Here is a 26,428-nt window from a genome sequence, read left to right as displayed (position 1 = left end):
GCTTTTCACTGCCTTTTGTCAAATCATATGCGGCGTATAAGACCGAGCATACCAATAATACAATGAAAAACCGAAAACAAAATGCTTGTACGCCCTTCACATTCAGCCACCACCTTGACGTTAGGGTGAACGAAACGGAGCATTCTCATTCCCTAAAAAAGAGCAGGTCCCGGCGGCGCAGCTCTTCGGCCGTTTGAGGGCGCTTGTGTTGGGTTGAAGGCATATATACTTCATTCTCAGTTTCCCTTAAAAAATCCTGCAAACATAAGAAATCAGCATATTGTTTTATCGCCATTCCGATGAGATCTTCATATGAATCATACCGCATCCTGATCTCCTGACGCCGGATTTTTTGCCGCAAATAATGAACCATGCCGGATAACCGGATCGGTGCGCCTTTTTCACAAAGCTTCGCAAGCCGCAAGTATAAATGGCCCTGCCACACAAAAACGGGACTTGCGAAAACAAAGCCCGCTGAAACGGGAATAAACACTTCAGAAGGCAGAAAAGGAAAGGCAATCTGATGCCTTTCGTAAAAAAGGCGCCGGATAAGACCTGCATCTTCTGATAAGAACCGGCCGCTTTTTTTGCGGAAGCCTGCTACGGCGCGTCCCCAAGAGGAAAGGCTGACGCTGTGCCGGCCCTCCGGGAGAGAAATGTCTTTTAGGTTTGCTTTATGAAGAGGAATCATGGTTAAGCCGGCATAAGAATAGCCGGTGTAAAACGGGGTAATAGAATGCAGCTTGTAAAAGGAGCGGACGTCGGGGCAGTAAAACATCAAGGAGGAAAATGAATTAACTTCAAAGAATTGCCAGTGGTAAGCAGAAAGCCGGAAAAAATGCGCAGCCAGCCGTTTTAAGCGTTTTGCCCCGATGATCCAGACAGGCCGATACCCGGCGTTTTTCAAGCCGGCCGTCCGGCTCTTTAAAGAGTCTGCCGAAAGGTTTGCACATTGAAATTCAAAAGCCAGCCGCTCTGTGCCGCTTTCCGCCGTCAGGTCAGGCCGCTGTCCTGCGGAAGGCAGATACGGCTCCAGGCTGACGGCGCACCTTTGTGTCTTAAGCCAGAGAAAAAGCTGTCTTTTTCCTTCCAGGTGATATTCGCTTTCGGGTTCGGATTCTCCCGGGCACAGCCTGCTTTTTTTATGAGCGAAGTGCGGCAGTTTTTCCCGTCCCAATTTAATATCAAGCTCACTTTCACAAATGGGGCAGAACCAGCGTTTCTTTCTCAAATCCGCCGCTTTTTCTTTTGAATAGCTTCCGGCCAGCTGAATAAGCTGTCCCTCGGCAGTCAAAGCACTGAACATGCTACATCTTCTCCTTTCCTGAATCTTGATGTATTCAGCAGGACGAAGGCATAATCCTTTTTGCGGATGAGAGCCGTTATGCAGTTTTCAGCCGTTCATAAAGTCATTCAGAACAAAAAAAACCGATTTCTGCTGAGAGAAATCGGTTTGTTATGATGCAAAGTGTTTTTTTATCGTATATAACGCATGATCAGCGATCACCAATTTTCCGTATTCTTCAAGACGGTGGATGCTGACTGATGATTCTTGCGCGTACTCCAACAGGATGCTTAGCTGATTTTCAACCTCTTCATCAGTTTGCTCATAAAAATCTGCATATAAATAATATCGGTCTTCAAACGAATATAGGGTCGTTTTAATTCCGTTAAGATTCAATTTTGATAGCGAGATGAGATCCTCAAAATCGTCGAACCGCAAAGTGAACTGAAGCTTTTGCTCCTTCTCCTCCCGATTCTCGGCCTGCTCTTCTTTCTGGAAATCATCAAGTAAAGCATCGAGATTTTCATCTGCCGGCTCTTGTTTTTTATCTTCCGGGATCGGCAGTTCGAGTTTTTGTCCGTCCTTGGAAAGCTGGGCTTTTGTTACGATTATTTCCAGTCCTTTGTCCAATGCCTGAACCTGAATCCAAAGAGGACCCTCGACAGCGAATTCCTCTTCATCATGCACTTCATCCATGACTTCCCAGAACAGTTCTTCACTGCGCTCGCGATTGTACCAGATTTCTTCTCTGTCAAAACCGCGATCTTCAATATCACCATAAGACATATAAAATTTTACTGTATGCTCATTAATTCTTTCTATTTCCATTTTGCCAACCTTCCCTTCTTTATAAGATGTTGAAGGGACATCTAAGCTCCCGATGAATAGTACTTTACTACACTTTACCCATTCCGTCCACATCTTAACCTTATAGAAGACAGCGCAAATTCTTTATATTTCTATTTTATGATAAAACAGTTATAAAAGAAATAAAAAAGCATTTTCACACCGAAAAACAGGCTTTCTCCCGGTTCTCATCATAAATAGCGCACCGCTTCATATATTAGCTGTACAAGCAACCGATCTATAAGCGAGGTGTTATTATGCCGCACGATTACCTGCTGTCCCTTCTGCTCATTATCGGAATTGACCTCATTCTCGGCGGTGACAATGCCGTCGTCATCGCGATGGCCAGCCGGAATCTGGCGCATAAGCAAAGACAGCAAGCGATCATCTTCGGAACGTTTATCGCAGTCGTCTTAAGAATCGTTCTGACGAGCGCCGCGGTCTATTTATTGAATGTTCCTTTTTTACAATGCGCAGGCGGAGTGTTTTTATTGTATCTCGGCTATCAGCTTCTGATTGAGAAGAAAGATGCGCAGCATGTAAAAAGCAGTTCTTCCCTTTGGAAAGCCATCCGCACAATCGTTCTGGCTGATATCTTTATGTCGCTTGACAATGTCATTGCTGTAGCCGGCGCTTCTCACGGTGAGCTTACACTCGTTGTGATCGGGCTCTTCATCTCGGTGCCGATCATCATTTGGGGCAGCAAGCTCGTTCATGCCGCCATGGACAAAATCCCTTTATTGATGTATGCCGGGAGCGGCCTTCTCGCGTTTACCGGCGGTGAAATGATTGCCGGAGACAGCAAGCTGTCATTTTTCATGGCAGAACACGGCGCGATCCAAATGATGCTGCCGATTTTGACCGTCGTTTTTGTCATCCTCGCCAGTATGATTTATCAACAGACTGAAAAATAACAAAAAGCCCAAACCGCGATGGTTTTGGGCTTTTTCCATGCTTATCGTAAGCTTATATCAGTTGGCAAGACGCTGTGCTTCTCTTAATTGGAAAGAACGCACTTTTCTTGGCAGGAATCGTCTGATTTCGTCTTCGTTATAGCCGACTTGCAGACGTTTTTCATCAATGATGATCGGACGGCGGAGCAGTCCCGGATGCTCATTGATCAAAGTGTACAAGTCTTGAAGAGGCATTGATTCAACATTTACGTTCAGTTTCTGGAATACTTTAGAACGGGTAGAAATAATTTCATCCGTACCGTCTTCAGTCATACGCAGAATCTGCTTGATCTCATCAATTGATAACGGCTCGGAGAAGATGTTTCTTTCTTCAAACGGAATCTCGTGCTCTTCAAGCCAAGCTCTTGCTTTTCTGCATGACGTACAGCTAGGTGATGTGTATAATGTAACCATTAATCTTCACTCCTCTAATTAGTAGGATGAACATGTTTGTATTCTCAAATTGAAATGACTTTAAAAAAGGAATCTTTATAGGTATTATACTATAAAAAAGTAAGTGTGAACAGTCTCCTGAGAAAAAAATGTGTCAATCCGGCAAATTTACGTTTTGCGGATTTTTTTCATTCTCAATTAGCTCAGCTGATCGAAAATGTTTTTTCGTTTGTTCTCATCAATGACTTTGAGAACTTCATCCGTTTTTTCGTATGATTCTCCGTACCATTTTTCATCTTTATAAGTGTGAATGGTTTCATATGTCTGTTTCATCGCTTCAAACATTTCTTCTTCTGACTCTGTCTTAGGTGACCAGTACAGAATCTCCATTTTGTTCACTTCATTCGTAGCCAATGACCGGCGCCGATACCCGATTGACTGCGCGTGCTTGAAATGCTCTCTTTGATAAAAACGCAAACGCTTCTGTGTATCCGTGTCATCCTCGTCCACAGGTTCCACCTCAAGAAGAATCGGCTTGTTTTTCTTTTTCAGCCTGCCGATCAGCTTGCTTCCGAGACCTTGACCTCTGGATTTCTTTGACACAAACAGGTAATCAATAAAGATAAAAGAGTCAAATTCCGCATACATCAGCACGTGGTACTGTCCCTCTTCTTTATGATAAACATCGCTTTGCTCCTTCAACAGAGCTTCCATATGCGCTTTTGATTTCATTTCTTCAATCGGAAAATATTCACTCAGCTTCTCGTACCAGTTCATTCATTTGCTCCTTATGGGTTCGTTGTCTTCACACTCTTAGATATACCCCATTTCCGATTGTTTAAACAATCTTACATCTATTAAGACGTGTGATCCTTTGACATGGTTTCAATTTTTTTAAAATGGTGTATAATCCACGTTTTTTGTATAACGGTTTGCCGCGTCCCACAATAAAAATTCGTCAATCCCTTCATCATGCAGCGCTTTTATCTGGTCTTCCACCTGGCTTTTCCCGTACTCTTGGTAATTACCGCTGCCGAGATAAGAAGCCGTGAAATCCTGAAGCCACGGACGTGACACCGGCGGATGTTTCAGTTTGGACAGTTTTTTATTTTCCACCTTCGCGTATTCTTTGACGACTTTGTAAGGCTCAAGGTCCGGTTTATCAATTCCGAAATAGCTTGTCCAATGGCTCGGGTAAATCATGGATGAAATGACATCCACCCGTTCGGAAATCTTGCTGAAATTCTGGCCGATCCCCGGTGCTTCCGGCAGCGTCGCAGAATAGCCGAAAATATCAGCCGACACATCCGCACCGTACGGTTTGAGTTTTCTTTTCGCATAACCGACAAAATCGGTGACGGCGTGCACGCGTTTCTGCACATTGCTGTCCGCTGTTTTTCCGTAATCGCCGTGTCCGTATGTCAGTTCGTCATCACGTTTTTCAAAGCCTTCAGGAAAACGGACATAGTCAAACTGAATTTCTTGAAAACCCATCTTCACGGCTTGTTTTGCAATCTTTACATTGTAATCCCATACTTCTTTCATAAACGGATTGACGAACGATTCTCCGCGGCCGTTTTTCCAGACACTTCCGTTTTTTTCTTTAAAGGACCATTCCGGCTTTTCGTTCGCGAGTTCGCTGTCTTTAAATACGACAATACGCGCAATCGGGTAGATCTTTTTTTCCTCCAGTTTTTTCATCATCTTTTTTGGGTCTTTGATGTACGGCTTGGCGATTTTAGCATACTCTGAATGACCATCCGGCTTAAAGGTAAGATTTCCGTGGTCGTCCTTCACATCGATCACCATTGTATTGAGCTCCGTTTTGTCCACAAAGTCTGTCAGCTCCTGAAATTTGCTGCCTCCCGCTGAATGCCCTGTAACGTAAATGCCCCGAACCTTATCAGGATGTGTAAAATGCAGACCTGACGGATATGCGAACCTGGCATTTGCTTTTGGCAGTTCTTTTTCAGTCAGCGCCACATTCACAAGCGGCTGTTCCTCTTTCACAACGGCTTGTGCCGGATAAGCGGCTGCACTGAAAAACAGTCCCGCCGCAATGACGCATAAAATAGTTCTCATACTGATCTCCCCCTTTTTTTCCATTATAGGAAAACGGGAGCAGGCATAATAAACTTGGATGTGCGCGAAAAAAATCCTCCAAGACTGAGTCTTGAAGGATGATACTTTTATTGATAGGTTTTAAATTCAGCTTCGGTGCACATGACGAAGTGTCCCGGTTTGACTTCACGAAACTCCATCTTTTCTCCGTCTTGGAGCTGATGAATTGACGGGTCGTACTTCTTTCGTGTGCGATTTCTTTCATAGTCCGGATCAGGGAGCGGGATGGCGGACAGCAATGATTTCGTGTAAGGGTGAAGCGGGTTTTCGTAAAGCTCATCCGCCGGCGCAAGCTCCACCAGTTTTCCGAAATACATAACGCCGATGCGGTCGCTGATGTATTTGACCATTGATAAATCATGGGCGATAAACAGATAAGTGAGCCCTTTTTCTTTCTGCAATTCTTTCATTAAATTGACGACCTGCGCCTGAATCGAAACGTCAAGCGCCGAAATCGGTTCGTCCGCAATGATAAACTCCGGATCAACCGCCAAAGCTCTGGCGATTCCGATACGCTGGCGCTGTCCGCCCGAAAATTCATGCGGGTAGCGGTTGGCGTGTTCTTTATTTAAACCGACCGTTTCCAGCAGTTCGTGAACCCGCTGCATCCGCTCTTTTTTCGTTTTTGCCAGACGGTGAATATCTATTCCCTCGGCAATAATGTCGGCGACTGTCATTCTCGGATTTAAAGAAGCGTACGGATCCTGGAAAATCATCTGCATTTTCCGGTTAAACTCCAGCAGTTTCTTGCGGGATTTTTTTCCGTGGACATTTTCCCCGTTAAAGAGAACTTCACCGCCGGTTGCCTCATACAGCCGGATAATACTGCGGCCCGTCGTTGATTTACCGCAGCCCGATTCCCCGACAAGGCCGAGCGTTTCGCCTTTATAAATATCAAATGACAAATCATCTACTGCTTTTACTGTTCCTTTCGGCGTAAAAAAATGCTGTTTTAAATGTTTGATTTCGAGCAGTTTCTCAGTCATTTTTTTCACCTTCCTTCATTAAAACAGGCTGCTGATACGTATTCGGCAGCTGACGGATTTTAGCCTTCACCGCTTCCGGCGGCTCGACCTTAGGCGCGTCAGGATGCAGAAGCCATGATTTCACAAAATGCGTATCAGACACTTTATACATCGGCGGTTCCTGTTCAAAATCAATTTTCATCGCATACGAGCTGCGAAGCGCAAATGCGTCCCCTTTCGGAGGATTCGTCAAATCAGGCGGCGTACCTGGAATAGCAGTCAGTTTTTCCTGGTCAGTGCTGTCCAGGCTCGGCATTGAGGCGAGCAGCCCCCATGTATACGGATGGCGCGGATCATAAAAGATTTCATCCACCGTTCCCGATTCGACCACCTGACCCGCATACATGACGGCGACCCGGTCAGCGACATTGGCGACAACGCCGAGATCGTGCGTAATAAAAATGATGGATGTATCAATTTTCTTTTGGAGATCTTTCATCAGCTCAAGGATCTGAGCCTGAATCGTCACATCAAGAGCTGTTGTCGGTTCATCGGCAATTAACAGTTTCGGATTTGCCGCGAGCGCCATCGCGATGACGACACGCTGTCTCATACCGCCTGAAAACTCGTGCGGGAATTGGCCGATCCGTTTTTCAGGCATCGGAATTCCGACGAGATCAAGCAGTTCTACGGCGCGTTTTTTAGCCGCTTCTTTTGAGATTTTTTCATGTTTGAAAAGCACTTCCGTAATTTGTTTGCCGACTTTCATCGTCGGGTTCAGAGAGGTCATCGGGTCTTGGAAAATCATTCCGATTTCCTTTCCTCTGATGGCCTGCATTTCTTTTTCGGACATCGGTACGATATCGCGCCCGTCAAAAAGAATCTGTCCTCTTTTAAAATAGCCCGGCGGCATCGGGATCAGCTTCATAATTGCTTGGGAGGTCACACTCTTTCCGGAACCTGACTCTCCTACGATCGCCAGCGTCTCTCCTTTATTCAAATGGAAATTCACGCCGCGGATTGCCTGTACCTCTCCGCCGTATGTTTTAAATGAAATGGCTAAGTCTTTTACTTCTAGCAAGCGTGTCACTCATATCACTCCTTATTTGCGTAACTTAGGATCCAGCGCGTCTCTTAACCCGTCGCCGACAACGTTAAAGCCGAACATCGCCAGGCAGATAAAGCCGGCAGGGAAAAACAGACGCCAAGGGTAATAGGTTAATGCAGGCAATCCGTCTGAGGCCATCGTTCCCCAGCTCGCAAGCGGCGCAGGTACGCCGAGCCCCAAATAACTTAAAAACGCTTCTGTAAAAATCGCCGTCGGAACCGTCAGTGTCATCGTTACGAGGATAGATCCCATCGCGTTCGGAACGATATGCTTAAACAAAAGCCGGCCGGTTTTGGCGCCGAGTGTCTGTGAAGCAAGCACATACTCCTGATTCTTTAATTGCAGCACCTGTCCGCGGACGATCCTCGCCATATTGATCCAGCCTGTGATCGTCATCGCGACGATAATGGTGAGCAATCCTTTCGGCAGGACAACCATCAGCAAAATAACCATTAATAATGAAGGAACAGCCCACAGAATGTCAGCAATGCGCATCATTACTTCATCTGTGCGTCCGCCGCGGAATCCGGAAATGCTGCCCCAGATTACGCCGATTAATAAATCAAGCACGGCAGCGGCGACACCGATAAAGATGGAAATCCGCGCGCCTACCCATGTCCGGACGAATATGTCCCTTCCAAGGTCATCTGTGCCGAACCAATGATCTTTCGACGGTGCTTTATCGGCATTTAGTAGATTGGTAGTCGCATAATCATATCTTGAAAAGACAGGTGCAAAAATCGCCATAAGAATAATAAGAACGATCAGTACAAACCCGACCATCGCAAGCTTATTGCTGCGGAAGCGGAGCATGGCGTCTTTCCAGAGGGAAAGGCTTTTTTTACTTATTTTTTCGGCATCGCCGGCATTAGCTGAAGCTGGTTCAAACATATTTTTAGGAATGTTCTGCATGGTCTAGGCTCCTTTCTTTGCTTTAGAAAGCTTGATTCTCGGATCGATTAAGCCGTACAGCACGTCTACAATTAACACGCAAAAAAGAAGGATTACGCTGAAGAACACGGTAACTCCCATAATGACGGTATAATCACGGTTTGTAATACTGTTTACAAAATGCGCCCCTAAACCGGGAATTCCGAAAATAGATTCAATGATGAAACTTCCTGTTAAAATGGATGCCGCCATCGGCCCCATATATGTCACGACGGGCAAAAGCGCGTTTCGAAGCGCATGGCGCACGGTGACTGACGGACGGGAAAGTCCTTTTGCTTTGGCAGTCCGTATGTAATCGCTGTTTAACACTTCAATCATGCTTGAACGGGAGAGTCTGGCAATGAACGCCATCGGCATGGAAGCGAGCGCAATGGAGGGCAGAAAGCTGTATGCCCAGGATTCCCACCCCGCGACCGGGAACAGTTCTAATTTAATTGAGAAAATATATTGCAAAATCGTCGCCAATATAAAGCTCGGAACTGAGATCCCAAAAATCGTTAAGATCGCAATGGTATAATCCTGCCATTTATTATGGTACAGGGCAGCCAGCACCCCGAAAAGCACACCAAACGCTAAAGCGAGGAGAATAGCTTCTGCACCGAGAGTGAATGAGACGGGGAAGCCTGAGTTGATTAATTCATTAACACTTTGGCCTTTATATTTAAAAGAAGGTCCGAAGTCCCACATCGCCACTGATTTTAAGTAGCTGGCATATTGAACGAAAAGAGGCTTGTCCAGACCATAGTGTTCGTTTAAGTTTGCCTCAATTTCAGGCGGCAGCTTTCTTTCGCCGGAAAATGGTCCGCCCGGCGCTGCCTGCATTAAGAAGAATGTGGCGGTCACAATCACAAACAGCGTGATGATCATGTAAATGAATCGTTTACCGATATATTTCAGCAAGGTGAACACCTCCATGTTTTTTACAATTTTATACTTTATCAGTAAGAAAGGTATATGGGGACATCCTCCCCATATACCTTGGGTTTTTTGATTTCAGAACCGTCTTTTATTCAAAAGAAGCGTTTCTGAAGTAAACTTCACCTGTTCCGGTCATGATGACATTTTTGAGGTTTTTATCCTGCACCCAAGTATCTGTATAGAAATAAATTGGCGCGACCGGCATTGCATCAATAAAGATTTTTTCTGCTTTTTTCAGCTCTTCGATACGTTTGTCCGGGTTAGTTTCAAGCTGAGACTGGTCCAAAAGCTTTTTAAACTCAGGATCTTCCCAGCCGGTATCGTTGTTTCCGCCTTCTTTATCGCGGAACAACTCCAGGAAGTTGATCGGATCATTGAAATCACCAAGCCAGCCCATACGTCCGATTTGATAATCCTGGCTGTGCAGCTTGTCAATAAACACATTCCATTCTGAGTTATCAAGCTCAACGTTAACGCCTAAGTTCTTTTTCCACATTTCCTGCACGGCCTGCGCAATTTTAGCGTGTGCTTCGTCCGTATTATAAGACAGCTTGATTACCGGAAGGTCTGATGCTTTCTTTACGCCTAACTCCTTCAATCCTTTATCAAGATATTCTTTTGCTGTTTTGACATCATTATCTTTGAAATATCCTTTGGTATTATCTTTAAAGCCCTTCATTGACGGCGGCACGGCTGCCATTGCCGGTACTTGTTCGCCCTGCGTCACGTTTTTCACGATCGATGCGCGGTCGAGGGCATAAGTAAGAGCTTTCCGGATGTTAACGTTATTGAGCGGTTTGGCTTCTGTATTAAATTTGTACCAATACACGCCGGCAATAGGCTCTACATGCAGCGATCCGTCTTTCTTCAAAGTCGGCAGGGATTCTGTCGGAAGCTGTCCAAGCGGCATTCCCGCCCAGTCAAGTTCCCCTGCTTGGAATTTTTTAAGTTCCGTATTGGTATTGTTAATCATCACCATGTTGATTTTCTTCAGTTTTACAGAGTCTTTATCCCAATATTCGTCGTTCTTCACAAGATCGATAGAACCGCTATGTTTCCAAGCCGTCATTTTGAACGGGCCGTTTGACACATAATTGTCGCCCGCGTTTGTGTTCCAGTTTTTATGTTTTTCCGCAATTTTCTTGTTGACCGGCATATACGTATAGAATGAAGTTAATTGCAGGAAGTAAGGTGTCGGGTTGTTCAGTTCAACCTTTAATGTTTGGTCATTAACGGCTTTCACGCCTACATCGTCAATCTTGCCTTTTCCTTTGTTGGCAGCTTCAGCGCCTTTGATATAGTAGAGCTGATAAGCGTATTGTGACTCATTGTTCGGGTCAAGCACCCATTTCCAGGCATATTCAAAATCCTGCGCAGTAACGGGATCGCCGTTTGACCATTTTGCACCGTCACGAATCGTAAATGTATAGGTCTTTCCGTCTTTGCTTGTTTCGATCTTAGATGCCCTTCCTTCTTCAGGCTCACCTTTAGAGTTGACGCGTGTCAATCCTTCAAAGATCTGCCGGATGACGCCGCCGGAAACGGTATCGTTAGCTAAACCGGGGTGCAAAGAGAACGGTTCTGTTTTAATATTGAGATGCAGTGATGTCTGCCCTTTGGTGTCTTTCTTTCCACCGCCGCCTGTTCCGCCGCTGAATCCGCCGCATGCACTTAACACGAGCGAGAAGATAAGCATTAAACCTACAATAGACCAACGCTTTTTCATGCACTAACCCCCTAATCAATTTTTCAGCCTTTACTACTAAATACTCAGAAATATCAGACAAAATAACTTAATATTTTTCTAAACTTTAATTGTGTTCCGTCTTTTCTGATTATTTTATGTAAAGAAGCTGTAACAATAGAGTGAACAAGTTCATTATAATGAAATGAATAATTTATTGCAATACTATTTTCTCAATTTAAAATATTTAAATTTGGTCAGTTTTTCTGTCAATAAGGTGATACACTTCTATTGTTTAAAGCGTAACCTAACTAAATTTTTTTATTGTAATTTCCAGTTCATATTGCTTTTTACATATAATATTCGTTATACGAAATGTTGATATGCGTTATCATTTAGGCATTTTCAGTTCTTTTCGGGTATTTCCAGGCCGTAAGCAATTTGGAAATACGCTTGTATTCTCCTGATGACATTTGGCTATAATTGATTTATAATAGATCAATCAAATACATTTTATTGTGATTGCTATGATGAAGAGTAGTACACATGTTAACCCGTTTGAAGAGAGCCTGCGGTGCTGGGAGCAGGTAACGGGCCATGCGGAATGGACTTCTGAGCAGCTGACCGAACGTAAGTAGGCCCAGCCGGAGCAGCCTCCGTTACCAACGTCTCGAGCGATTCCATTTTAAATGGAGTAATCAGGGTGGCACCACGGTTCATTCGTCCCTTTTTTCACGGGAAGAATGGGCTTTTTTTATTATGTTTTAAGAAATGAGGTAAGTTCTATGAAGAAAACGATTTTTTCAGGCATTCAGCCGAGCGGTTCCGTTACCCTCGGCAACTACATCGGCGCGATGAAGCAATTTGTCGATTTGCAGCATGACTACAACGGATACTTCTGTATCGTCGATCAGCATGCGATCACGGTTCCGCAGGATCGGCTTGAACTGCGGAAGAACATCCGCAATCTCGCGGCTCTATACGTGGCCGTCGGACTTGATCCCGAGAAAGCGACCCTCTTTATCCAGTCAGAGGTTCCCGCTCATGCCCAGGCGGGGTGGATGCTCCAATGCGTCGCATATATCGGCGAGCTTGAGCGGATGACGCAATTTAAAGATAAGTCAAAGGGCAAAGAAGCCGTCGTATCAGGACTGTTAACATACCCGCCGCTGATGGCCGGTGATATTTTACTGTACGGAACGGATCTTGTTCCCGTCGGAGAAGACCAAAAACAGCATCTTGAATTGACCCGCAACCTGGCGGAACGCTTCAATAAAAAATACAATGACATCTTCACGATTCCTGAGGTGAAAATCCCTGAATCAGGCGCGCGCATCATGTCACTGGCTGATCCGCTCAAAAAAATGAGCAAATCAGATCCGAACCAGAAAGCATACATCACGCTGCTTGATGAGCCGAAACAGCTCGAAAAGAAAATCAAGAGCGCTGTCACTGATTCTGAAGGCATTGTAAAGTATGATAAAGAAAACAAACCTGGCGTCTCTAATCTTTTGACGATCTATTCTATTTTAGGAAACACATCAATTGAAGAATTAGAGGCCAAATATGAAGGAAAAGGGTACGGTGAATTCAAAAGCGATTTAGCCGAAGTCGTTATCGGCGCATTGACACCGATCCAAGAGCGCTACCGTGAATTAATTGAGAGCGATGAGCTTGACCGCATTCTCGACGAAGGAGCGGCGCGCGCTAACAAAACGGCCGGCAAAATGGTAAAAAAAATGGAAAACGCCATGGGTCTCGGACGGAAAAGAAGATAAAGAAAAGAGGCGGGATAACCCCGCCTCTTTTTTCAGTTCACTTTTGATTCCTGTTCCATTTCCCAAAGCTTTTCGAAAAACGGCTGCCCTTTAATCAAATTCTCACAGAACGCGAGATGCTTGTCTGACCAGCCTTCAATTGTTTCATTGTAAAGCATGTCCCAAATCTCTTCAAAGCTCATCCGTTTGATCTGCTCGTACATATGCGGATTCCATTCCGTATACCAATACACAATTTCCGCGCGGTTTTTCAGCCCTTTCAGCTGGTCAAGCGCCATAAACATCAGCTGCTTGATCTGCCGTTCTTTTCTCGTCAGCCCTCTGACATGCTCCGGCGCCAGTGATAAAATGTGATATTCCTTTGAAGACTCCAGTTGCGCCGGCTCAAATTGAAATGATTCCGGCTCTACATCCTTTACCATTTCATAAACAAGCTGCTCCTGTCTCGGAATCAGGCGGCTCTTTCTGACCGGGATGGTATATCCGATCGTATCCACGGCAATGATGCCGATCCCGTCTGTCACGACAAAACAGTACTCAAGCTTCGTCCGCTCATGATTTTTTCGCACGTATGACTTTTGATGCACTTGATCAAGCAGCTCTTTCGGAAGCTCTGATAAGTCGTTTTCTATGTAATGAAATAATACCGACGGCACTCTGAGCAGCGGCGTCTGATCCAAAAGCTCAACCGTGTCTTCCTTCCGCCATTCGTGAAAATGGCAGACATTGTAGCCATTCTCTTCCCCTTCAAACCAATTGACCCACACATCATGAAGAAATAACATATTCGACCCCTCACTTTATAAAAACTGTTGTCCACAGTATAGGCAAGGGAAAGATAAATTATTCCATTTCGATATGAGATTTCCGCAATACGGGACTGGATTTCTGCCTGCAACGCAACAAAAAAATCTCCCGTTTCATCCGGGAGATCATTTCACATTTTTCGGATCAAGCGCATCACGCAGCCCGTCTCCGACAAAGTTGAAACACAATACGGTAAGAAGGATCAGCAATCCCGGGAATAACGGGTACCACCAAGCTTGAATCATAAGCGTAAAGTTTTGTGCATCCTGAAGCATATTGCCCCAGCTTGCGATCGGAGGCTGGATCCCGAAACCGAGATAACTTAATGTAGACTCTGCCAAAATAACCGTTCCCACTTTTAATGTGGCAGAGACAATTATCGGTCCCAGCGCATTCGGCAATATATGAGAAAAAATGATATGATGATTTTTTGTACCGATCGTCTTTGCGGCCAGTACAAACTCTCTGGAACGAAGCGATAAAAACTCCCCTCGGACAAGGCGCGCTGTTGTTGTCCAGCCTGTAAGGGAGAAAATTAAAATTAATTTATCCATTCCGGGCTGAAAAATCGTAACAAGTGTAATAAGCAAAAATATATCAGGTATAGATAGTACGATATCAACAGTTCTCATAAGAATGGCATCGACAATCCCCTTAAAATATCCGGCAACGGCTCCGACAACTGTCCCGATTGTAATCGCACCGATCACAGAAGCGAATCCGACAAGCAAGGAAACCCGCGCCCCGTACAGAACCCTCGTAAAGATGTCTCTTCCGAATTTATCAGTTCCCATTAGATGTTTTAAACTCGGCGGTTTCAAACGGTTGATAAGAGATTGACTCTCTGGAGAGTAAGGAGCGATTACCGAAGCGAATAAAGCAGACAAGATGATAATGGTTAATATAACGGCTCCGATTACAGCAAGTTTATTTTGAAAGAACTTTTCGAAAAAAATCTTAGTCATTGTTTCCGGTTTGGATTGAATATTTTCCTTTAATTTTATTTCACTGGGGGGTGTGCCGGTATTTGGCTGTAACATTTGACCTCTCACCTCTCTTTGTTAATATTCAATGCGGGGATCAACCAACGCATATAAGATGTCTGCAATTAAATTCCCCACCACAACCAAAACAGCTGAAATGACCGTCATGGCCATGATAACCGGATAATCTCGTGAAAAGGCTGAATCAATAAACAATTTGCCGAGACCCGGCCAAGTAAAAATCTGTTCTACCACTACCGCTCCCCCGATAAATGACGGTATCATCAGACCAAAAATAGTGATAACCGGAAGAAGTCCGTTTCTCAAACCGTGTTTAAAAATCACTTTATTATCCCTAAATCCTTTCGCACGCGCCGTGCGTATATAATCCTGCTTTAACACATCAAGCATACTAGATCTTGTATATCTCGTTATTCCAGCCATGTCTGCCGTGGCGAGCACAAAAGCAGGCAGAATCAAGTGATGCAAACGGTCAAATATGTTGAAGTCAGCATTTAAAGTGCCTACTCCGCCAGTGGGAAACCATCCCAGATTTACAGATAAGACCATGATTAAAATCAAACCGAACCAAAAATTCGGAATGGCAAGCCCTAAAAATGAAGTAACAGTTATCCCATAATCCAATTTTGAATAAGGCCGTTTCGCTGACAGAACACCAAATGGAATAGAAATAAGAAGAGCGACAAGGGTTGAAAAAAGCATAAGCACAATCGTATTCGGTAAGCGGGATAAGATAAGTTCAGAAACAGGGGTGCCTTTCTTTACGATAGAAGTCCCGAAATCCCCTTGGAGCATATTCCCCAGCCATTTCACATATTGAACGGGTTCCGGATCGTTCAACCCGTATTTTTCAATGAATTTCGCCCTGTCCGCTTGACTGATTGTAGGGTCCATCATAAGTGACATCGGATCTCCGGGCGCTGCTTTCATGATGGCAAATGATAAAATCGTAATGCCTAAGAGAATCGGCAAGGACATTAATGTTCGCCGTAAAATATATGTAACCATGTTCTTGTCCCCTTTTTAAATAGGATAAGAGAGGAAAGGAACTTCCTTCCCTCTCAAGGGCTTCTGCTATTTTTGGTCCAGCCACCATTTTTCAATATTGTACAAGTCATTTTTAGGGTGGAATACATAGCCTTGTAAATTATTCGGCATCGCTCTGTGATAATTGTAATAGAATAAGAAGCTGTACGGCTGATCTTCCGCAATCAATTTGTAAATCTCTTCATATTTCTTTTGGTATTCTTTTCTGTCGGTAATTGACTTCGCCTCTTCAAGAAGCTTATCGACTTTCGGATTTTTATACCAGATATTATTCAGCCCGTTTTTAGATTGGCTTGAATGGAAGATGGAGAACTGATCCGGGAACGTTGCAAGACTCCATCCGAGAAGAAGAGCGTCATAATCCCAATTAGGGGCACTGGTCTGTTCAATTAACGCACTGAATTCAACAATCCGCGGCTTCGCCTCAATTCCCACTTCTTTTAATTGCTGCTGAACGACAACAGCTAAATCTTCGCGAATTTTATTGCCTTGATTCGTTTTAATTTCAAAAGAGAATTTTTTTCCATCTTTGTCAAGGTAGCCGTCACCGTCATGATCTTCCCATCCGGCTTCTTTTAACAGCTGTTTTGCTTTTTTCGGATTATAATCAAATGTCGGCACTTTAGACTTCGGATAATTCCATGACAGCGGACTCTCAGGAACATTCGCTACCTTGCCGTCTCCATTCAGCACTTGATCCACCATTGCCTGCCTGTCAAGAGCGTAGGTCAATGCCTGGCGCACTTTTTTATCCTTAAAGAGCTCTTTTTTCTCATTCCAGCCGATATAGCTGTAGTTTAAGCCAAGGTCAGATTTGACCTTCACATTTCCAAACGTTTTAACCGAATCAAAATCAGTGCCAGGCACAACGAAGAAATCAATATCTCCCGCTTTTAACTGGGCCACGGCAGCGTTAGAATCAGGAATTGTTTTCACTGTCACTGTATCGAGATAAGGTCTGCCTCCAAAGTAATCATCGTTTGCTTTCAGTTTGACATACTCGCCCTTTTTCCACTCAGCAAACTTAAACGGACCGGAGCCGATTGGATTTTTACGGTTAAATTCATTCTCTCCCAGGTCGGCAACCGGAACCTTACCCAAAATATGTTTAGGCAAAATGCCGTAACTGTCGAGAACGACATTATAGAAATAGGCGTCTTTTTTCTTCATTTTAAACTGAATTTCATATTTTCCTTTTTTCGTTACGGATTTAAGTGACTCAAAACCTGAGCCCCGCTCACCGTTGTAATCTTTGTTAAGAGGAATACTGTAGGTGAAAACTACATCATCGGCTGTGAGCTCTTTTCCATCATGGAATTTAACGCCTTTTTTAAGTTTTACGTTATACGTTAATCCCCCGTCAGCTTCTGTTACTTTTTCAGCCAGCGACGGCTTGACGTTCAATTTTTCATCGGTTTCTAATAATGTGCTGTAAATCATTCCTTCAATATCGGAACTTGCAACATCGGTGGAGTAAAGAGGATTAAAAAGTGTTGGTTCCCCAGTTGACCCGACAACCAAATCTCCGCCTTTTTGCGGTTTTACGTAATTTCATATCAATTCCCCCTTTGTGATATATATGCAGCAAACAGGTTATGTAATCCGGCATACCCCCTCTCGATGCTTGCCTTTTCAGGCGTATAAATGGCAGGCGACGTAATGGCCGGGAGCGGCTTCCTCAAATACCGGGACTTGTTCCTTGCAGATCGGTTTGGCCATCGGGCATCGCGTGTGGAACACGCATCCTTTCGGCGGGTTTGCCGGGCTCGGCAGTTCTCCTTTCAGGATGATTCGTTCCCGCTTGACGGCGTCTTTTTTTCTCGTCACAGGCACTGAAGACAAAAGCGCTTGCGTATAAGGGTGAAGCGGATTGTCGTACAGCTCGTGTTTATCGGTCAGCTCCATCATTTTCCCCAGATACATGACGCCGACTCTGTCACTGATATGACGGACAACACTCAAATCATGGGAAATAAACAAATAGGTCAGATTGAATTCTTCCTGCAGCTCTTCCATCAGATTGATGACCTGAGCCTGAATGGAGACATCGAGCGCGGAAACGGGTTCATCCGCGATAATCAGCTCGGGATTCAATGTCAAAGCCCGCGCGATCCCGATCCGCTGACGCTGTCCTCCGGAAAATTCGTGCGGATAGCGGTTTGCAAAGCTCGGATGAAGACCGACTTTCGCCAGCAGCTCCTCCACTTTCTCGTTCCGCTCGCGCATGCTGTACATATGGTGAGTCTGTAACGGTTCTTTAATAATGGAACGGAGCGTTTTTCTCGGATTAAGCGATGCGAAGGGATCTTGGAAGACCATCTGGATGTTTTTCCGGACGCTTTTTCTCAGCTTTTCTTCAGATAAGCCGGAGATATCCTGACCTTTAAAAAGAATCCGGCCGTCTGTCGGCTTGTATAAACGGATCATCGTTCTTCCCGCCGTTGACTTGCCGCATCCTGATTCACCGACGATGCCTAGCGTCTCCCCGCGCTTTAGTGAAAATGAAACGCCGTCAACAGCCTTTATGTCTCCGACTTTCCTTTGAAAAAAACCGGAGCGGATCGGGAAATATTTTTTTACGTCTTTCAGCTCTAAAATCGTTTCTTGGTTCACAGCTGTCATTTTGATTGGGCACCCTCTTCCTCATATAAAAAACATCTTACAGAACGGCCGCTTTCATGTGTCACCAGCTCCGGCTGCCCCGTTTTGCATTTGTCCATCGCTTTTGAACACCTCGGGGCGAATCGGCAGCCTGCCGGAAGATTATCCGGTGTCGGGACACTGCCTTTGATCGCTTTTAATGTATCAATCTCTCCGTCTATCACCGGTATGGAGTTTAACAGCCCTTCCGTGTACGGATGGAGAGGGTTTAAAAATAAGTCTTCCACACTCGCGCTCTCTACGACTTGTCCGCAGTACATTACAATCACCCTGTCTGCGGCTTCGGAAACGACACCTAAATCGTGAGTGATAAGCAGAATGGAAGTATCGAATTTATTGCAGAGGTCTTTCATCAGCTCCAATACTTGGGCTTGTATCGTCACATCAAGCGCCGTTGTCGGTTCATCGGCGATCAGAAGTTTCGGATTGCAGCTGAGCGCAATGGCGATCATCACCCTCTGTCTCATCCCTCCGGACAGACGGTGCGGATATTCTTTCATCACTTGTTCCGCTCTGGAGAATCCGACGAGCTCAAGAAGCTCAACGGCCTTTTTGACCGCTTCTTTTTTACTCATTTTTTTATGGTATTCAAGAACTTCGGTAATTTGTTCCCCAATGGTCAGCACCGGGTTCAGGGAAGTCATGGGTTCCTGAAAGATCATAGAGACGTCATTTCCGCGGATTTTGCAATATTCGTTTTCGGTGAAGGAGGCCAGGTCCCTGCCTTCAAGCTTAATCGAGCCATCCATAATTTTTCCGCCCGATCCTTGGACAAGTCCCATAATAGAAAGCGAGGTGATGCTTTTGCCCGAGCCGGATTCTCCTACAAGTGCGACGGTTTCGCCTTTGTTAATGTGAAAATCAACCCCGTCAACTGCGGGAATCGGCTGTTTCTTTCTGAAAAAATAGGTCTTTAAATTATTCACTTCTAATAGTGTGCTCATGATACGCCCCTTTCTCATTCCGCTGCAGCAGAGGGAAACATACGTTTCGCTATCACAAAATATAGAATAGTCGAAAAATTTTATATTTATATATTATTACATCATTATTACAAAAGCAAGAATTATTTAGGATAAATGTAATATCCTTAAATAATTTCCATTCTTTTAATCTTTTAAAGCGTTGCTTCCAGAAAGGTTTTTGAAGGTGTGGCCAATGCTTCTTTTACTGTTTTTTGATGGTCGGTTAAATATTTTTTTACTATATTGAATCCGACCGCATACCCAAGCATCGAGGGGAAGTATCCTTTTCCGTATAACAGCTGGGTAAACATTCTGTTGTCTCTCGTTAATCTGAGGTTCGGCTTGACTCTTTTTTCAAACAGAAAATCAAGCTGCTCAGGCGTATAGTAGGACGTCCATTCCGCCGTAAGACTTGAGCCGAAGCGCTCATATACAGCATATTCTGCCAGCCCCTCCATCATGATTGTATCAAGTAATGTCTCATCTTTTTCGTCCATTGTCACATGCTCTAACCGGCAGACGTGATTATATTCATGCGTCATAAGGGCGGAGACAGCTGAATTGGAGATATCCGACGATAAAAAGAGAAACATTTTGTCCCGGAAGGCAAGACCCGATTTTGACCCGAATTCCATACGTATTTTCCGGTTCCGTTCATCAACAGGCAAAACAACGATCGGCACGTCCGGCCCGCTCCACTTCTCCTTTAAATAAGCTTCCTCCTTTTGGATATGGCTGTAGCATCCCCTTTCTTTCAGCTGTTTACTGGTCACGACACCGTCCTTCAGATGGCGGAACATGCCGTGGTTTTGAAGCATCGCAAGTATCGATTTCCATTCTTTCTTTTCGGCCCCTGAAAAAAGCGGCAAAAGGTGCGGGGCCAAATCATTGATGGATGCCGCCTTTTCCATCCATTGATATGTCAGCTTGACGCTCATACCGGTTCGCCTCCTCTTGTTGTTATCATATGCACGCATAAAAAAACCGGCCACCTTTTTCAGGCAGCCGGTCAAAAACTGTATTATTGATATTTTTTAAAGATCAAAGTGGCATTATGTCCGCCGAATCCGAGCGAGTTGCTGAGTACGATGTTTACATCCTGCTCGCGCGCTTTGTCCGGTACATAATCTAAATCACACTCTTCATCAGGTGTTTCGATGTTAATGGTCGGCGGGATGATCCCGTCTTTAATCGCCATGACGGAGAAGATTGCTTCAATTCCTCCGGCTGCGCCTAACAAATGACCCGTCATTGATTTTGTCGAACTGACGGCAAGCTTGTACGCATGATCACCGAAAACAGTCTTAATGGCTTTTGTCTCGTATTTGTCATTGTAGTACGTGCTTGTGCCGTGAGCGTTGATGTAATCAATTTCTTCAGGCTTGATGCCCGCGTCTTTGATTGCTTCCTGCATCGCTCTCGCACCGCCTTCCCCGTCTTGGGCAGGCGCGGTAATGTGGTAAGCATCACCGGTTGAACCGTAGCCGACAATTTCTCCGTAGATTTTCGCACCGCGGGCAAGCGCATGCTCAAGCTCTTCAAGCACGACGATCCCCGCGCCTTCTCCCATGACAAAGCCGTCACGGTTTTTATCAAACGGGCGGCTTGCCGTTTTCGGATCAGGATTTGTAGAAAGGGCTTTGTTTGCGCTGAAGCCCGCAAATGACATTCTTGTCAGCGGCGCTTCCGTTCCGCCCGAAATCATCGCATCGGCATCGCCGCGCTGAATGACTTTAAACGCGTCACCGATAGAGTTCGTTCCCGTCGCGCATGCCGTCACCGTACAGGAGTTGACTCCTTTTGCTCCGAGAGCGATTGAGATTTGGCCTGTCGCCATATCCGGAATCATCATCGGAACAAAGAACGGGCTGACCCTTCTCGGACCTTTTGTCAGGAAGATTTCGAATTGGGATTCAAGCGTTTCAAGGCCGCCGATTCCGGACCCGACCCAAACGCCGACTCTCGGCGCGATCTCTTCTGTAATGTTCAGACCGGCATCTTCAACGGCCATTTTCGCAGCTACGACAGCATATTGCGTGAAGCGGTCCATTTTTCTCGCTTCTTTTTTATCCATGTAATTTTCAACATTGAAATCTTTCAGTTCAGCAGCTACTTTCGCCGGATACTCGTCCGATTCCACACGTGTGATCGGTCCGATTCCGGATACGCCGCCGATTGCATTTTTCCAGCTTGTTTCGGCATCATTGCCAAGCGGAGACAGGGCTCCAAGTCCTGTAACGACTACTCTTTTTTTACTCATCTTGTGTGCACCTCACCTTTTTTCTATCGTCCCCAGCGCATTGCTATGGCGCCCCATGTCAATCCTCCGCCGAAACCGACCATGACGATGACATCGCCGTCTTTAATTTTACCTGCTTCCAGTTCCTCTACTAATGAAATCGGAATGGATGCTGCGGATGTGTTTCCATATTTATGAACTGTTTTAGACATCTTTTCAACCGGAAGCTCCAAACGTTCCCGTGCCGCTTCCATGATGCGGATGTTTGCCTGATGGGGAATCAAAAAGTCTACGTCCTCTTTGGAGAGGCCGGCTTTTTCAATTACATTTACGCTCGATTCACCCATTTGCCGGACGGCGAATTTGAATACTTCTCTTCCATGCATGATTGTATGCCTTTTTTCATCTAAGTACAAGTGCTGACCGCCTGTACCGTCTGCTCCGAGCTCAAATGACAGTATGCCTCTGTCGTCGCTGACCGGTCCGATGACCGCCGCTCCGGCTCCGTCCCCGAACAGAACAGCCGTATTGCGGTCTTCCCAGTCTGTAATGCTTGAAAGCTTTTCAACTCCGACGACGAGAACATGCTTGTATGTTTGTGATTCAATGAATTGTTTGGCGGTTACGATACCGTACATAAATCCCGCACATGCGGCGCTGATATCCATCGCGCACGCTTTTTTAGCCCCGAGCTTTTCTTGTATCATACAGGAAACGGTAGGGAAAGACTGATCGGGAGTGACCGTGGCCACGAGGATCATATCAAGATCCTCAGCGGAAATGCCCGCCTGATCAAGCGCTTTTTGCGCAGCCTCGGCAGCCATGCCGGATGAATACATATCTTCAGCGGCGATTCTTCTTTCTTCTATACCTGTTCTCGTACGAATCCACTCGTCCGATGTATCTACCATTTGTTCAAGATCATGATTTGTCAGCACTTTTTCCGGAATGTAACGGCCGACACCAAGAATTCCAGCTTTCATAGGAAAGACTCCTTTTTATAATGAATTTATAACTAATTAGTTATGATCAATTATTAGTATCAGGTACTAATTCTACCCTATTTTTTTTCTGTTGGCAATATATTCGTCTAAACTATCGGCTCTTGATCCTCATAGAATAAAAGGAAGACGAAAGGAGGCTTTACTATGGATATTTTCTCTAAGATGATGTTCGGCAATTCCGAGGAGCGGGATAAAGAACCGGAAGAAAATCCGGAGCAGCCTCAGGCTGAAAACGAAGAGCAGATCGATTACAACCACGTGATGAATCAGCTGGGCTCCATCATGAACTCCCTGGACCAATTAAAGCCTGTATTTAAAGACCTCGGGCCGATGGTGTCCGCCATAAAGAAAAAAATCATGTGAAAAGCCACTTCATGAAAAAGTGGCTCTCTTTATTTATTCAGCTCCCCGGCATCAGATCTGCCAAGCTCATACGCTTCCGCCATGACCGATGTAAACAGGTTCATGAACGGCTGAATCATTTCCATAGACAGATCAATGCCTGATTTCTCAAGCTCCGCCTTTGCTTCCGGCAGGTATTTCATCGCGATCTGCATAAATTCAAGAGACTTTTCATGCTGCATGTGTATCCACCTCTATTCATTTGACGGCAGTTCATTTGTTTGGTTATACGTTTTTACAAGGTCTGAGATTTTGTCTTGAAAGGCTTTGTCCACCAGAGGGCTGAACGTCCCCATTTCAACGACTCCTTCCCTGAAATCGAAGTTGTGATCTCCGCTCTTGAGCGTACCTTTATTATATTGCTCGGCGATTAATGTATAGGCTTTGTCTACATTTTGCACGGTGCTTGTCAGCACCGTGTTTTTGCCGAGATACGATTGCTCGGCGACATAGCCGATGGCGTAAAGCCCGTCTTTTTTGATTTGCTGAATGACAGGAACATTATACCCGTCTCCGGCCGGATACACAACATCCGTGCCTTCCGCTTTTAACTTCTCGTAAAGATGGAGCGCTTCATTGCCGTTATCCCAGTGGTCCGTAAATTCAGTATTGACGGTGATATCGGGATTTTCATATTTCGCCCCTTTGATAAAGCCGTCTACTTCAGGCTGCCATAAGAACGAGGCGATGACGCCGACCTCATTGGTTTTTGACATATGGGCAGCCGTCATTCCCCCGAAAAAGCCCATCGCTTCTCCCATGAGATGAACGCTTGTGACATTATCGTTTTTCGCCGTTCCGTTTGCGACGACGAACTCCATGTCGGGATAGTCCTTACTGATCATATTGAAGATTTCCTCGTATTCATTTCCGTGCCCGTATAAAAGATTGACTCCTTTTTTGTGCAAATCATCTATCGCTTTTAAAATATCTTCATCAGATCTGATATTTTCTTTATAATAAACGTCAACGTTAAATTCAGATTGTATCGCTAATAAACCTTTGTAACCTTTTGTGCCCCATACCAGGTCACTGATGGTATCGGGAAAAAGCATTCCGACCTTCTCAATTTTTCCTTTAAACGGAGTTTGTGCGCATCCGCTCAATAAAAGGAGGACAGAAAAGATCATGACAAGCCTGGTGATCAAGCCGTGTTCAACCCCTTTTTAAACTCATAACATGTATAATTTAATTGACATACGTTTATTGTAGCGGTAATGCACATAACATGGAAGGTATTTCTTAAAAATTGTCGAATATTGATGAAAATTGTCTTTTCCACTCTTGAATTTTCTCTTTCGCTTCCGTTTTTTGTGTTTTTTCTTTTATTTCCAGGGTAATAATCTGATTTTCGTCCTCTGTGCCGTCAGTTTCAAGCTTATTCATCAGACCGCAGACCGCGTCTTCTAAAAAGACCCTGTTTTCGCCATCTTCTTTCGCTTCCGTCCACGGTCCGTAAAGAGGCGGAAGGATAATCGCTTTAGCCGTGTCCCGCTGACCGTTTTTTTCCCAGCCTTCGTGATCCTCACTGTAAACAATCCAATATAAAGGCTCCTCCCTGTCTTCAGGCAGACACCCGCTCCCATATTGAACACAGATGCGATCGTATTCCTTTTCGCCGATTTCATCTATTATTTGAAAAAGCCCGTTTCTCCCGAGCCACATTAAACGTTCTTCTAAATACAGCTGCCTCGTTTTGTCCTCCGGTTCATCCAAAATGACATCAACATGCACACCCTCATCCATCATCCGTTCGCATAATGAAAGGCCTAGAAATTCATCTGCTCCAATGATCAGCGCTGTCTTCATCACATCTGCCGCCTTTCCGGTTTTTCATTCACGCACAAGCCAAACAGCCCTCTGAAAAGAGATGGCTGTTGTATTCTATTCACTACAGGTCTTTTTCATGACTGCGGAAAAACCGGCAGATGGCTCTGTACATCCGCGCGGGATTCTCAAGCAGGTGATACGTGATAGCGGTCTTACTTCCGGTCTTTTCCCGGGCTTCTTTATATGCGTTCGCATGCAGGGTATACGGGTACGGCGCTCCGGTCGTTCTTTGCCATATATGTACCGGCGCGCGGGTGCTGCATCCGGTGATGGTCTGATAGTTCAGTGAGCTTGCCTCTTTTTCAGAAACACCGAAGCTTTGAGCCGTTTCTCTCAGAAACTGCTTATAAAAAAACTTATTTTCTTTCTCTGATTCGAAATGGGCTTGAAGATCAAGACAAGGATCTAACATTGCAGCTGAACGGATATGCTCGGGCGATGATCGCAGCAATTGATCGGCGATGAGGGCGCCCATGCCTTCTGCGAGCAAGTGTATCTTCGGATTGAGGGTTTCTTGTTTCAGCACATAATGAATCAGCTGCCTGGCGTAGGCGGCGGCTTTTTCCGATCCCCAGTGCCTTCCGTATAAATTGCTGTTGAAGATCGTATAACCTCTGTCACGCAGCGTATTTAACAGCTGGTTTCTCCCTTCATGTTCGAGCCAAAAGCTTGAATCCCCGCTGACAAAGTGAGTTCTGTCTCCAAGAATAAAGATACAGAAGCCGTTCGGCCGATACGGCAGATGGATGACGTTCAGCTCAGATCCGAGTTGGAAAAATCTTTCCGTTATCCCCATGCCTTTCCGCCTCCTTTTACTCCTAGTCTCTCTATTGACTATCATATGTAAGACGAATGAAAACGGATCAGTTAAACCCCTATTTGCTTCTATGTTTTGGCTATTATACCAAGTGCGGGAACCTTATTTTCCGTCAGACAGCCGAACTTGCGGGAGAAAGTCAGCTCCGGGCGCGCTTTTTGATGCGAAAATGACCTTCCGCCCGCGCTTTATGTATGGTATGATACAACGTAGAATAAAATGAAGGACGAGGTGGAAACGTGCGGTTTATTATCAGTTTTATTTGGACGTTCCTTTTATCACATATGGCCTGTTATTTAATCGCCTCCATGAACAGCGCGGCATACAATTTCAAGCAATCATCCGTTATTGCCGTGGTTATTGCGGTGCTTGTCTTTGTTCTTGCGGAGATCATGCCTGTCAAACAGGATGCAAGCCAGCATTCATAAAAGAACTAAAAAACCTGCTTTTCAGCAGGTTTTTTTGTGTTCACGGTTTTCGCTGATACGTCCACAGTCTGTTGTGATTTGAAGTCTCGGGAAACATTTCTCCCGTTGAGAGCTTGATTTTTTGCGGATTTTTGACCATGCTTCCCGTTTCGCCGATTTCAACGTATACACCGTTATTCGGCGCTTTTTGTCCCGGGCGGAATTGATGCTGCTGTCCCATGT

The 26,428-nt window shown here is 45.1% G+C and carries 27 protein-coding genes, 1 pseudogene and 1 other annotated feature; of the genes and pseudogenes, 4 read left to right on the top strand and 24 right to left on the bottom strand.

Features of this window, described 5'->3' with window-relative positions; genetic code table 11:
• Window positions 1-145 precede the first annotated feature (145 nt).
• Both QRX25_RS05615 and mecA read right to left on the bottom strand, forming a co-directional pair.
• The gene (locus QRX25_RS05615) at window positions 146-1,306 is read right to left on the bottom strand and encodes a competence protein CoiA family protein (protein WP_212100924.1); all 1,161 of its coding nucleotides are present in this window, start codon (window positions 1,304-1,306) and stop codon (window positions 146-148) included.
• Between the two features lie 150 nt (window positions 1,307-1,456).
• Complete coding sequence (gene mecA, locus QRX25_RS05610; protein ID WP_212100921.1) at window positions 1,457-2,113, bottom strand: adaptor protein MecA; 657 nt, start codon at window positions 2,111-2,113, stop codon at window positions 1,457-1,459.
• A 275-nt stretch (window positions 2,114-2,388) separates the two neighbouring features.
• Between mecA and QRX25_RS05600 the strand changes: the two genes are divergently transcribed.
• The gene (locus tag QRX25_RS05600) at window positions 2,389-3,045 is read left to right on the top strand and encodes a TerC family protein (protein ID WP_065981171.1); all 657 of its coding nucleotides are present in this window, start codon (window positions 2,389-2,391) and stop codon (window positions 3,043-3,045) included.
• Between the two features lie 57 nt (window positions 3,046-3,102).
• Here QRX25_RS05600 and spx read toward each other — a convergent pair whose 3' ends face one another.
• From spx to QRX25_RS05560, 8 genes are all read right to left on the bottom strand, one after another.
• The gene (gene spx, locus QRX25_RS05595) at window positions 3,103-3,498 is read right to left on the bottom strand and encodes a transcriptional regulator Spx (RefSeq protein WP_003327578.1); all 396 of its coding nucleotides are present in this window, start codon (window positions 3,496-3,498) and stop codon (window positions 3,103-3,105) included.
• 177 nt (window positions 3,499-3,675) lie between these two features.
• On the bottom strand, window positions 3,676-4,254 hold the full coding sequence (locus QRX25_RS05590) for a GNAT family N-acetyltransferase (protein WP_013351830.1): 579 nt from the start codon (window positions 4,252-4,254) through the stop codon (window positions 3,676-3,678).
• A 117-nt stretch (window positions 4,255-4,371) separates the two neighbouring features.
• Window positions 4,372-5,559: a putative glycoside hydrolase gene (locus tag QRX25_RS05585; RefSeq protein WP_212100918.1), complete on the bottom strand. Its 1,188-nt coding sequence runs from the start codon at window positions 5,557-5,559 to the stop codon at window positions 4,372-4,374.
• A gap of 107 nt (window positions 5,560-5,666) precedes the next feature.
• Window positions 5,667-6,584: an oligopeptide ABC transporter ATP-binding protein OppF gene (gene oppF, locus QRX25_RS05580; protein WP_045506975.1), complete on the bottom strand. Its 918-nt coding sequence runs from the start codon at window positions 6,582-6,584 to the stop codon at window positions 5,667-5,669.
• On the bottom strand, window positions 6,577-7,653 hold the full coding sequence (locus QRX25_RS05575; protein ID WP_013351827.1) for an ABC transporter ATP-binding protein: 1,077 nt from the start codon (window positions 7,651-7,653) through the stop codon (window positions 6,577-6,579). The genes oppF and QRX25_RS05575 overlap by 8 nt, the downstream gene beginning before the upstream one ends.
• 12 nt (window positions 7,654-7,665) lie before the next feature.
• A complete protein-coding gene (gene oppC, locus QRX25_RS05570; protein ID WP_061521818.1) occupies window positions 7,666-8,583 on the bottom strand; it encodes an oligopeptide ABC transporter permease OppC in 918 nt (305 codons plus the stop codon).
• Between the two features lie 3 nt (window positions 8,584-8,586).
• A complete protein-coding gene (locus QRX25_RS05565; RefSeq protein ID WP_065981169.1) occupies window positions 8,587-9,522 on the bottom strand; it encodes an ABC transporter permease in 936 nt (311 codons plus the stop codon).
• Between the two features lie 106 nt (window positions 9,523-9,628).
• A complete protein-coding gene (locus QRX25_RS05560) occupies window positions 9,629-11,266 on the bottom strand; it encodes a peptide ABC transporter substrate-binding protein (protein ID WP_289707643.1) in 1,638 nt (545 codons plus the stop codon).
• Between the two features lie 476 nt (window positions 11,267-11,742).
• Window positions 11,743-11,955, top strand: a binding site (T-box leader).
• A gap of 54 nt (window positions 11,956-12,009) precedes the next feature.
• Between QRX25_RS05560 and trpS the strand changes: the two genes are divergently transcribed.
• Window positions 12,010-13,002 (top strand): tryptophan--tRNA ligase, encoded by a 993-nt coding sequence (gene trpS, locus QRX25_RS05555; protein WP_012117281.1) that lies wholly within the window; start codon window positions 12,010-12,012, stop codon window positions 13,000-13,002.
• A gap of 32 nt (window positions 13,003-13,034) precedes the next feature.
• On the opposite strand, the gene QRX25_RS05550 is transcribed toward trpS, so the two are convergent.
• The 9 genes and pseudogenes from QRX25_RS05550 to QRX25_RS05510 form a co-directional block, all read right to left on the bottom strand.
• Window positions 13,035-13,787: a YjbA family protein gene (locus QRX25_RS05550; RefSeq protein ID WP_007409116.1), complete on the bottom strand. Its 753-nt coding sequence runs from the start codon at window positions 13,785-13,787 to the stop codon at window positions 13,035-13,037.
• A 147-nt stretch (window positions 13,788-13,934) separates the two neighbouring features.
• Window positions 13,935-14,849, bottom strand: a complete 915-nt coding sequence (gene opp4C, locus QRX25_RS05545) for an oligopeptide ABC transporter permease (RefSeq protein ID WP_013351823.1) — start codon at window positions 14,847-14,849, stop codon at window positions 13,935-13,937.
• A gap of 21 nt (window positions 14,850-14,870) precedes the next feature.
• Entirely contained in the window at window positions 14,871-15,821 is a 951-nt protein-coding gene (locus QRX25_RS05540) for an ABC transporter permease (protein ID WP_013351822.1), read from the bottom strand.
• A 66-nt stretch (window positions 15,822-15,887) separates the two neighbouring features.
• Window positions 15,888-17,415: pseudogene (locus QRX25_RS05535) on the bottom strand (peptide-binding protein).
• A 77-nt stretch (window positions 17,416-17,492) separates the two neighbouring features.
• The gene (locus QRX25_RS05530) at window positions 17,493-18,482 is read right to left on the bottom strand and encodes an ABC transporter ATP-binding protein (protein ID WP_212100915.1); all 990 of its coding nucleotides are present in this window, start codon (window positions 18,480-18,482) and stop codon (window positions 17,493-17,495) included.
• Window positions 18,479-19,465, bottom strand: coding sequence for an ABC transporter ATP-binding protein (locus tag QRX25_RS05525; protein ID WP_212100912.1), 987 nt, complete (start codon window positions 19,463-19,465; stop codon window positions 18,479-18,481). The genes QRX25_RS05530 and QRX25_RS05525 overlap by 4 nt, the downstream gene beginning before the upstream one ends.
• A gap of 173 nt (window positions 19,466-19,638) precedes the next feature.
• Window positions 19,639-20,424 (bottom strand): DUF2268 domain-containing putative Zn-dependent protease, encoded by a 786-nt coding sequence (locus QRX25_RS05520; RefSeq protein ID WP_212100909.1) that lies wholly within the window; start codon window positions 20,422-20,424, stop codon window positions 19,639-19,641.
• Between the two features lie 83 nt (window positions 20,425-20,507).
• Complete coding sequence (fabF, locus tag QRX25_RS05515) at window positions 20,508-21,746, bottom strand: beta-ketoacyl-ACP synthase II (RefSeq protein WP_065981162.1); 1,239 nt, start codon at window positions 21,744-21,746, stop codon at window positions 20,508-20,510.
• A gap of 23 nt (window positions 21,747-21,769) precedes the next feature.
• A complete protein-coding gene (locus QRX25_RS05510) occupies window positions 21,770-22,708 on the bottom strand; it encodes a beta-ketoacyl-ACP synthase III (RefSeq protein WP_065981161.1) in 939 nt (312 codons plus the stop codon).
• Between the two features lie 165 nt (window positions 22,709-22,873).
• On the opposite strand from QRX25_RS05510, the gene QRX25_RS05505 reads away from it, so the two are divergent.
• Window positions 22,874-23,092, top strand: coding sequence for a hypothetical protein (locus QRX25_RS05505; RefSeq protein ID WP_013351815.1), 219 nt, complete (start codon window positions 22,874-22,876; stop codon window positions 23,090-23,092).
• A 29-nt stretch (window positions 23,093-23,121) separates the two neighbouring features.
• Here QRX25_RS05505 and QRX25_RS05500 read toward each other — a convergent pair whose 3' ends face one another.
• From QRX25_RS05500 to QRX25_RS05485, 4 genes are all read right to left on the bottom strand, one after another.
• On the bottom strand, window positions 23,122-23,313 hold the full coding sequence (locus QRX25_RS05500) for a ComZ family protein (protein WP_013351814.1): 192 nt from the start codon (window positions 23,311-23,313) through the stop codon (window positions 23,122-23,124).
• A 12-nt stretch (window positions 23,314-23,325) separates the two neighbouring features.
• Window positions 23,326-24,279: a transcriptional regulator Med gene (gene med / locus QRX25_RS05495; RefSeq protein ID WP_013351813.1), complete on the bottom strand. Its 954-nt coding sequence runs from the start codon at window positions 24,277-24,279 to the stop codon at window positions 23,326-23,328.
• Window positions 24,280-24,373: 94 nt separating this feature from the next.
• A complete protein-coding gene (locus QRX25_RS05490; RefSeq protein WP_212100906.1) occupies window positions 24,374-24,940 on the bottom strand; it encodes a hypothetical protein in 567 nt (188 codons plus the stop codon).
• A gap of 82 nt (window positions 24,941-25,022) precedes the next feature.
• A complete protein-coding gene (locus QRX25_RS05485) occupies window positions 25,023-25,757 on the bottom strand; it encodes a lipase family protein (RefSeq protein WP_065981159.1) in 735 nt (244 codons plus the stop codon).
• 260 nt (window positions 25,758-26,017) lie between these two features.
• Between QRX25_RS05485 and QRX25_RS05480 the strand changes: the two genes are divergently transcribed.
• A complete protein-coding gene (locus QRX25_RS05480) occupies window positions 26,018-26,206 on the top strand; it encodes a YjzD family protein (RefSeq protein WP_013351810.1) in 189 nt (62 codons plus the stop codon).
• 40 nt (window positions 26,207-26,246) lie between these two features.
• On the opposite strand, the gene QRX25_RS05475 is transcribed toward QRX25_RS05480, so the two are convergent.
• Window positions 26,247-26,426: a YjzC family protein gene (locus QRX25_RS05475; protein ID WP_212100903.1), complete on the bottom strand. Its 180-nt coding sequence runs from the start codon at window positions 26,424-26,426 to the stop codon at window positions 26,247-26,249.
• Between the last annotated feature and the right edge of the window lie 2 nt (window positions 26,427-26,428).

The organism is Bacillus sp. L381, from assembly GCF_030284525.1.
Lineage (GTDB): Bacteria > Bacillota > Bacilli > Bacillales > Bacillaceae > Bacillus > Bacillus amyloliquefaciens.
The sequence above is the reverse complement of the archived record's forward strand: the minus strand, read 5'-3'. Positions and strand labels throughout refer to the sequence as shown.

Coding starts and splice junctions, on each gene's coding strand:
- QRX25_RS05615 (WP_212100924.1), bottom strand. CDS start 1,306: ATGTTCAGTGCTTTGACTGCCGAGGGACAGCTTATTCAGCTGGCCGGA.
- mecA (WP_212100921.1), bottom strand. CDS start 2,113: ATGGAAATAGAAAGAATTAATGAGCATACAGTAAAATTTTATATGTCT.
- QRX25_RS05600 (WP_065981171.1), top strand. CDS start 2,389: ATGCCGCACGATTACCTGCTGTCCCTTCTGCTCATTATCGGAATTGAC.
- spx (WP_003327578.1), bottom strand. CDS start 3,498: ATGGTTACATTATACACATCACCTAGCTGTACGTCATGCAGAAAAGCA.
- QRX25_RS05590 (WP_013351830.1), bottom strand. CDS start 4,254: ATGAACTGGTACGAGAAGCTGAGTGAATATTTTCCGATTGAAGAAATG.
- QRX25_RS05585 (WP_212100918.1), bottom strand. CDS start 5,559: ATGAGAACTATTTTATGCGTCATTGCGGCGGGACTGTTTTTCAGTGCA.
- oppF (WP_045506975.1), bottom strand. CDS start 6,584: ATGACTGAGAAACTGCTCGAAATCAAACATTTAAAACAGCATTTTTTT.
- oppC (WP_061521818.1), bottom strand. CDS start 8,583: ATGCAGAACATTCCTAAAAATATGTTTGAACCAGCTTCAGCTAATGCC.
- QRX25_RS05560 (WP_289707643.1), bottom strand. CDS start 11,266: ATGAAAAAGCGTTGGTCTATTGTAGGTTTAATGCTTATCTTCTCGCTC.
- trpS (WP_012117281.1), top strand. CDS start 12,010: ATGAAGAAAACGATTTTTTCAGGCATTCAGCCGAGCGGTTCCGTTACC.
- QRX25_RS05550 (WP_007409116.1), bottom strand. CDS start 13,787: ATGTTATTTCTTCATGATGTGTGGGTCAATTGGTTTGAAGGGGAAGAG.
- opp4C (WP_013351823.1), bottom strand. CDS start 14,849: ATGTTACAGCCAAATACCGGCACACCCCCCAGTGAAATAAAATTAAAG.
- QRX25_RS05540 (WP_013351822.1), bottom strand. CDS start 15,821: ATGGTTACATATATTTTACGGCGAACATTAATGTCCTTGCCGATTCTC.
- QRX25_RS05530 (WP_212100915.1), bottom strand. CDS start 18,482: ATGACAGCTGTGAACCAAGAAACGATTTTAGAGCTGAAAGACGTAAAA.
- QRX25_RS05525 (WP_212100912.1), bottom strand. CDS start 19,465: ATGAGCACACTATTAGAAGTGAATAATTTAAAGACCTATTTTTTCAGA.
- QRX25_RS05520 (WP_212100909.1), bottom strand. CDS start 20,424: ATGAGCGTCAAGCTGACATATCAATGGATGGAAAAGGCGGCATCCATC.
- fabF (WP_065981162.1), bottom strand. CDS start 21,746: ATGAGTAAAAAAAGAGTAGTCGTTACAGGACTTGGAGCCCTGTCTCCG.
- QRX25_RS05510 (WP_065981161.1), bottom strand. CDS start 22,708: ATGAAAGCTGGAATTCTTGGTGTCGGCCGTTACATTCCGGAAAAAGTG.
- QRX25_RS05505 (WP_013351815.1), top strand. CDS start 22,874: ATGGATATTTTCTCTAAGATGATGTTCGGCAATTCCGAGGAGCGGGAT.
- QRX25_RS05500 (WP_013351814.1), bottom strand. CDS start 23,313: ATGCAGCATGAAAAGTCTCTTGAATTTATGCAGATCGCGATGAAATAC.
- QRX25_RS05490 (WP_212100906.1), bottom strand. CDS start 24,940: ATGAAGACAGCGCTGATCATTGGAGCAGATGAATTTCTAGGCCTTTCA.
- QRX25_RS05485 (WP_065981159.1), bottom strand. CDS start 25,757: ATGGGGATAACGGAAAGATTTTTCCAACTCGGATCTGAGCTGAACGTC.
- QRX25_RS05475 (WP_212100903.1), bottom strand. CDS start 26,426: ATGGGACAGCAGCATCAATTCCGCCCGGGACAAAAAGCGCCGAATAAC.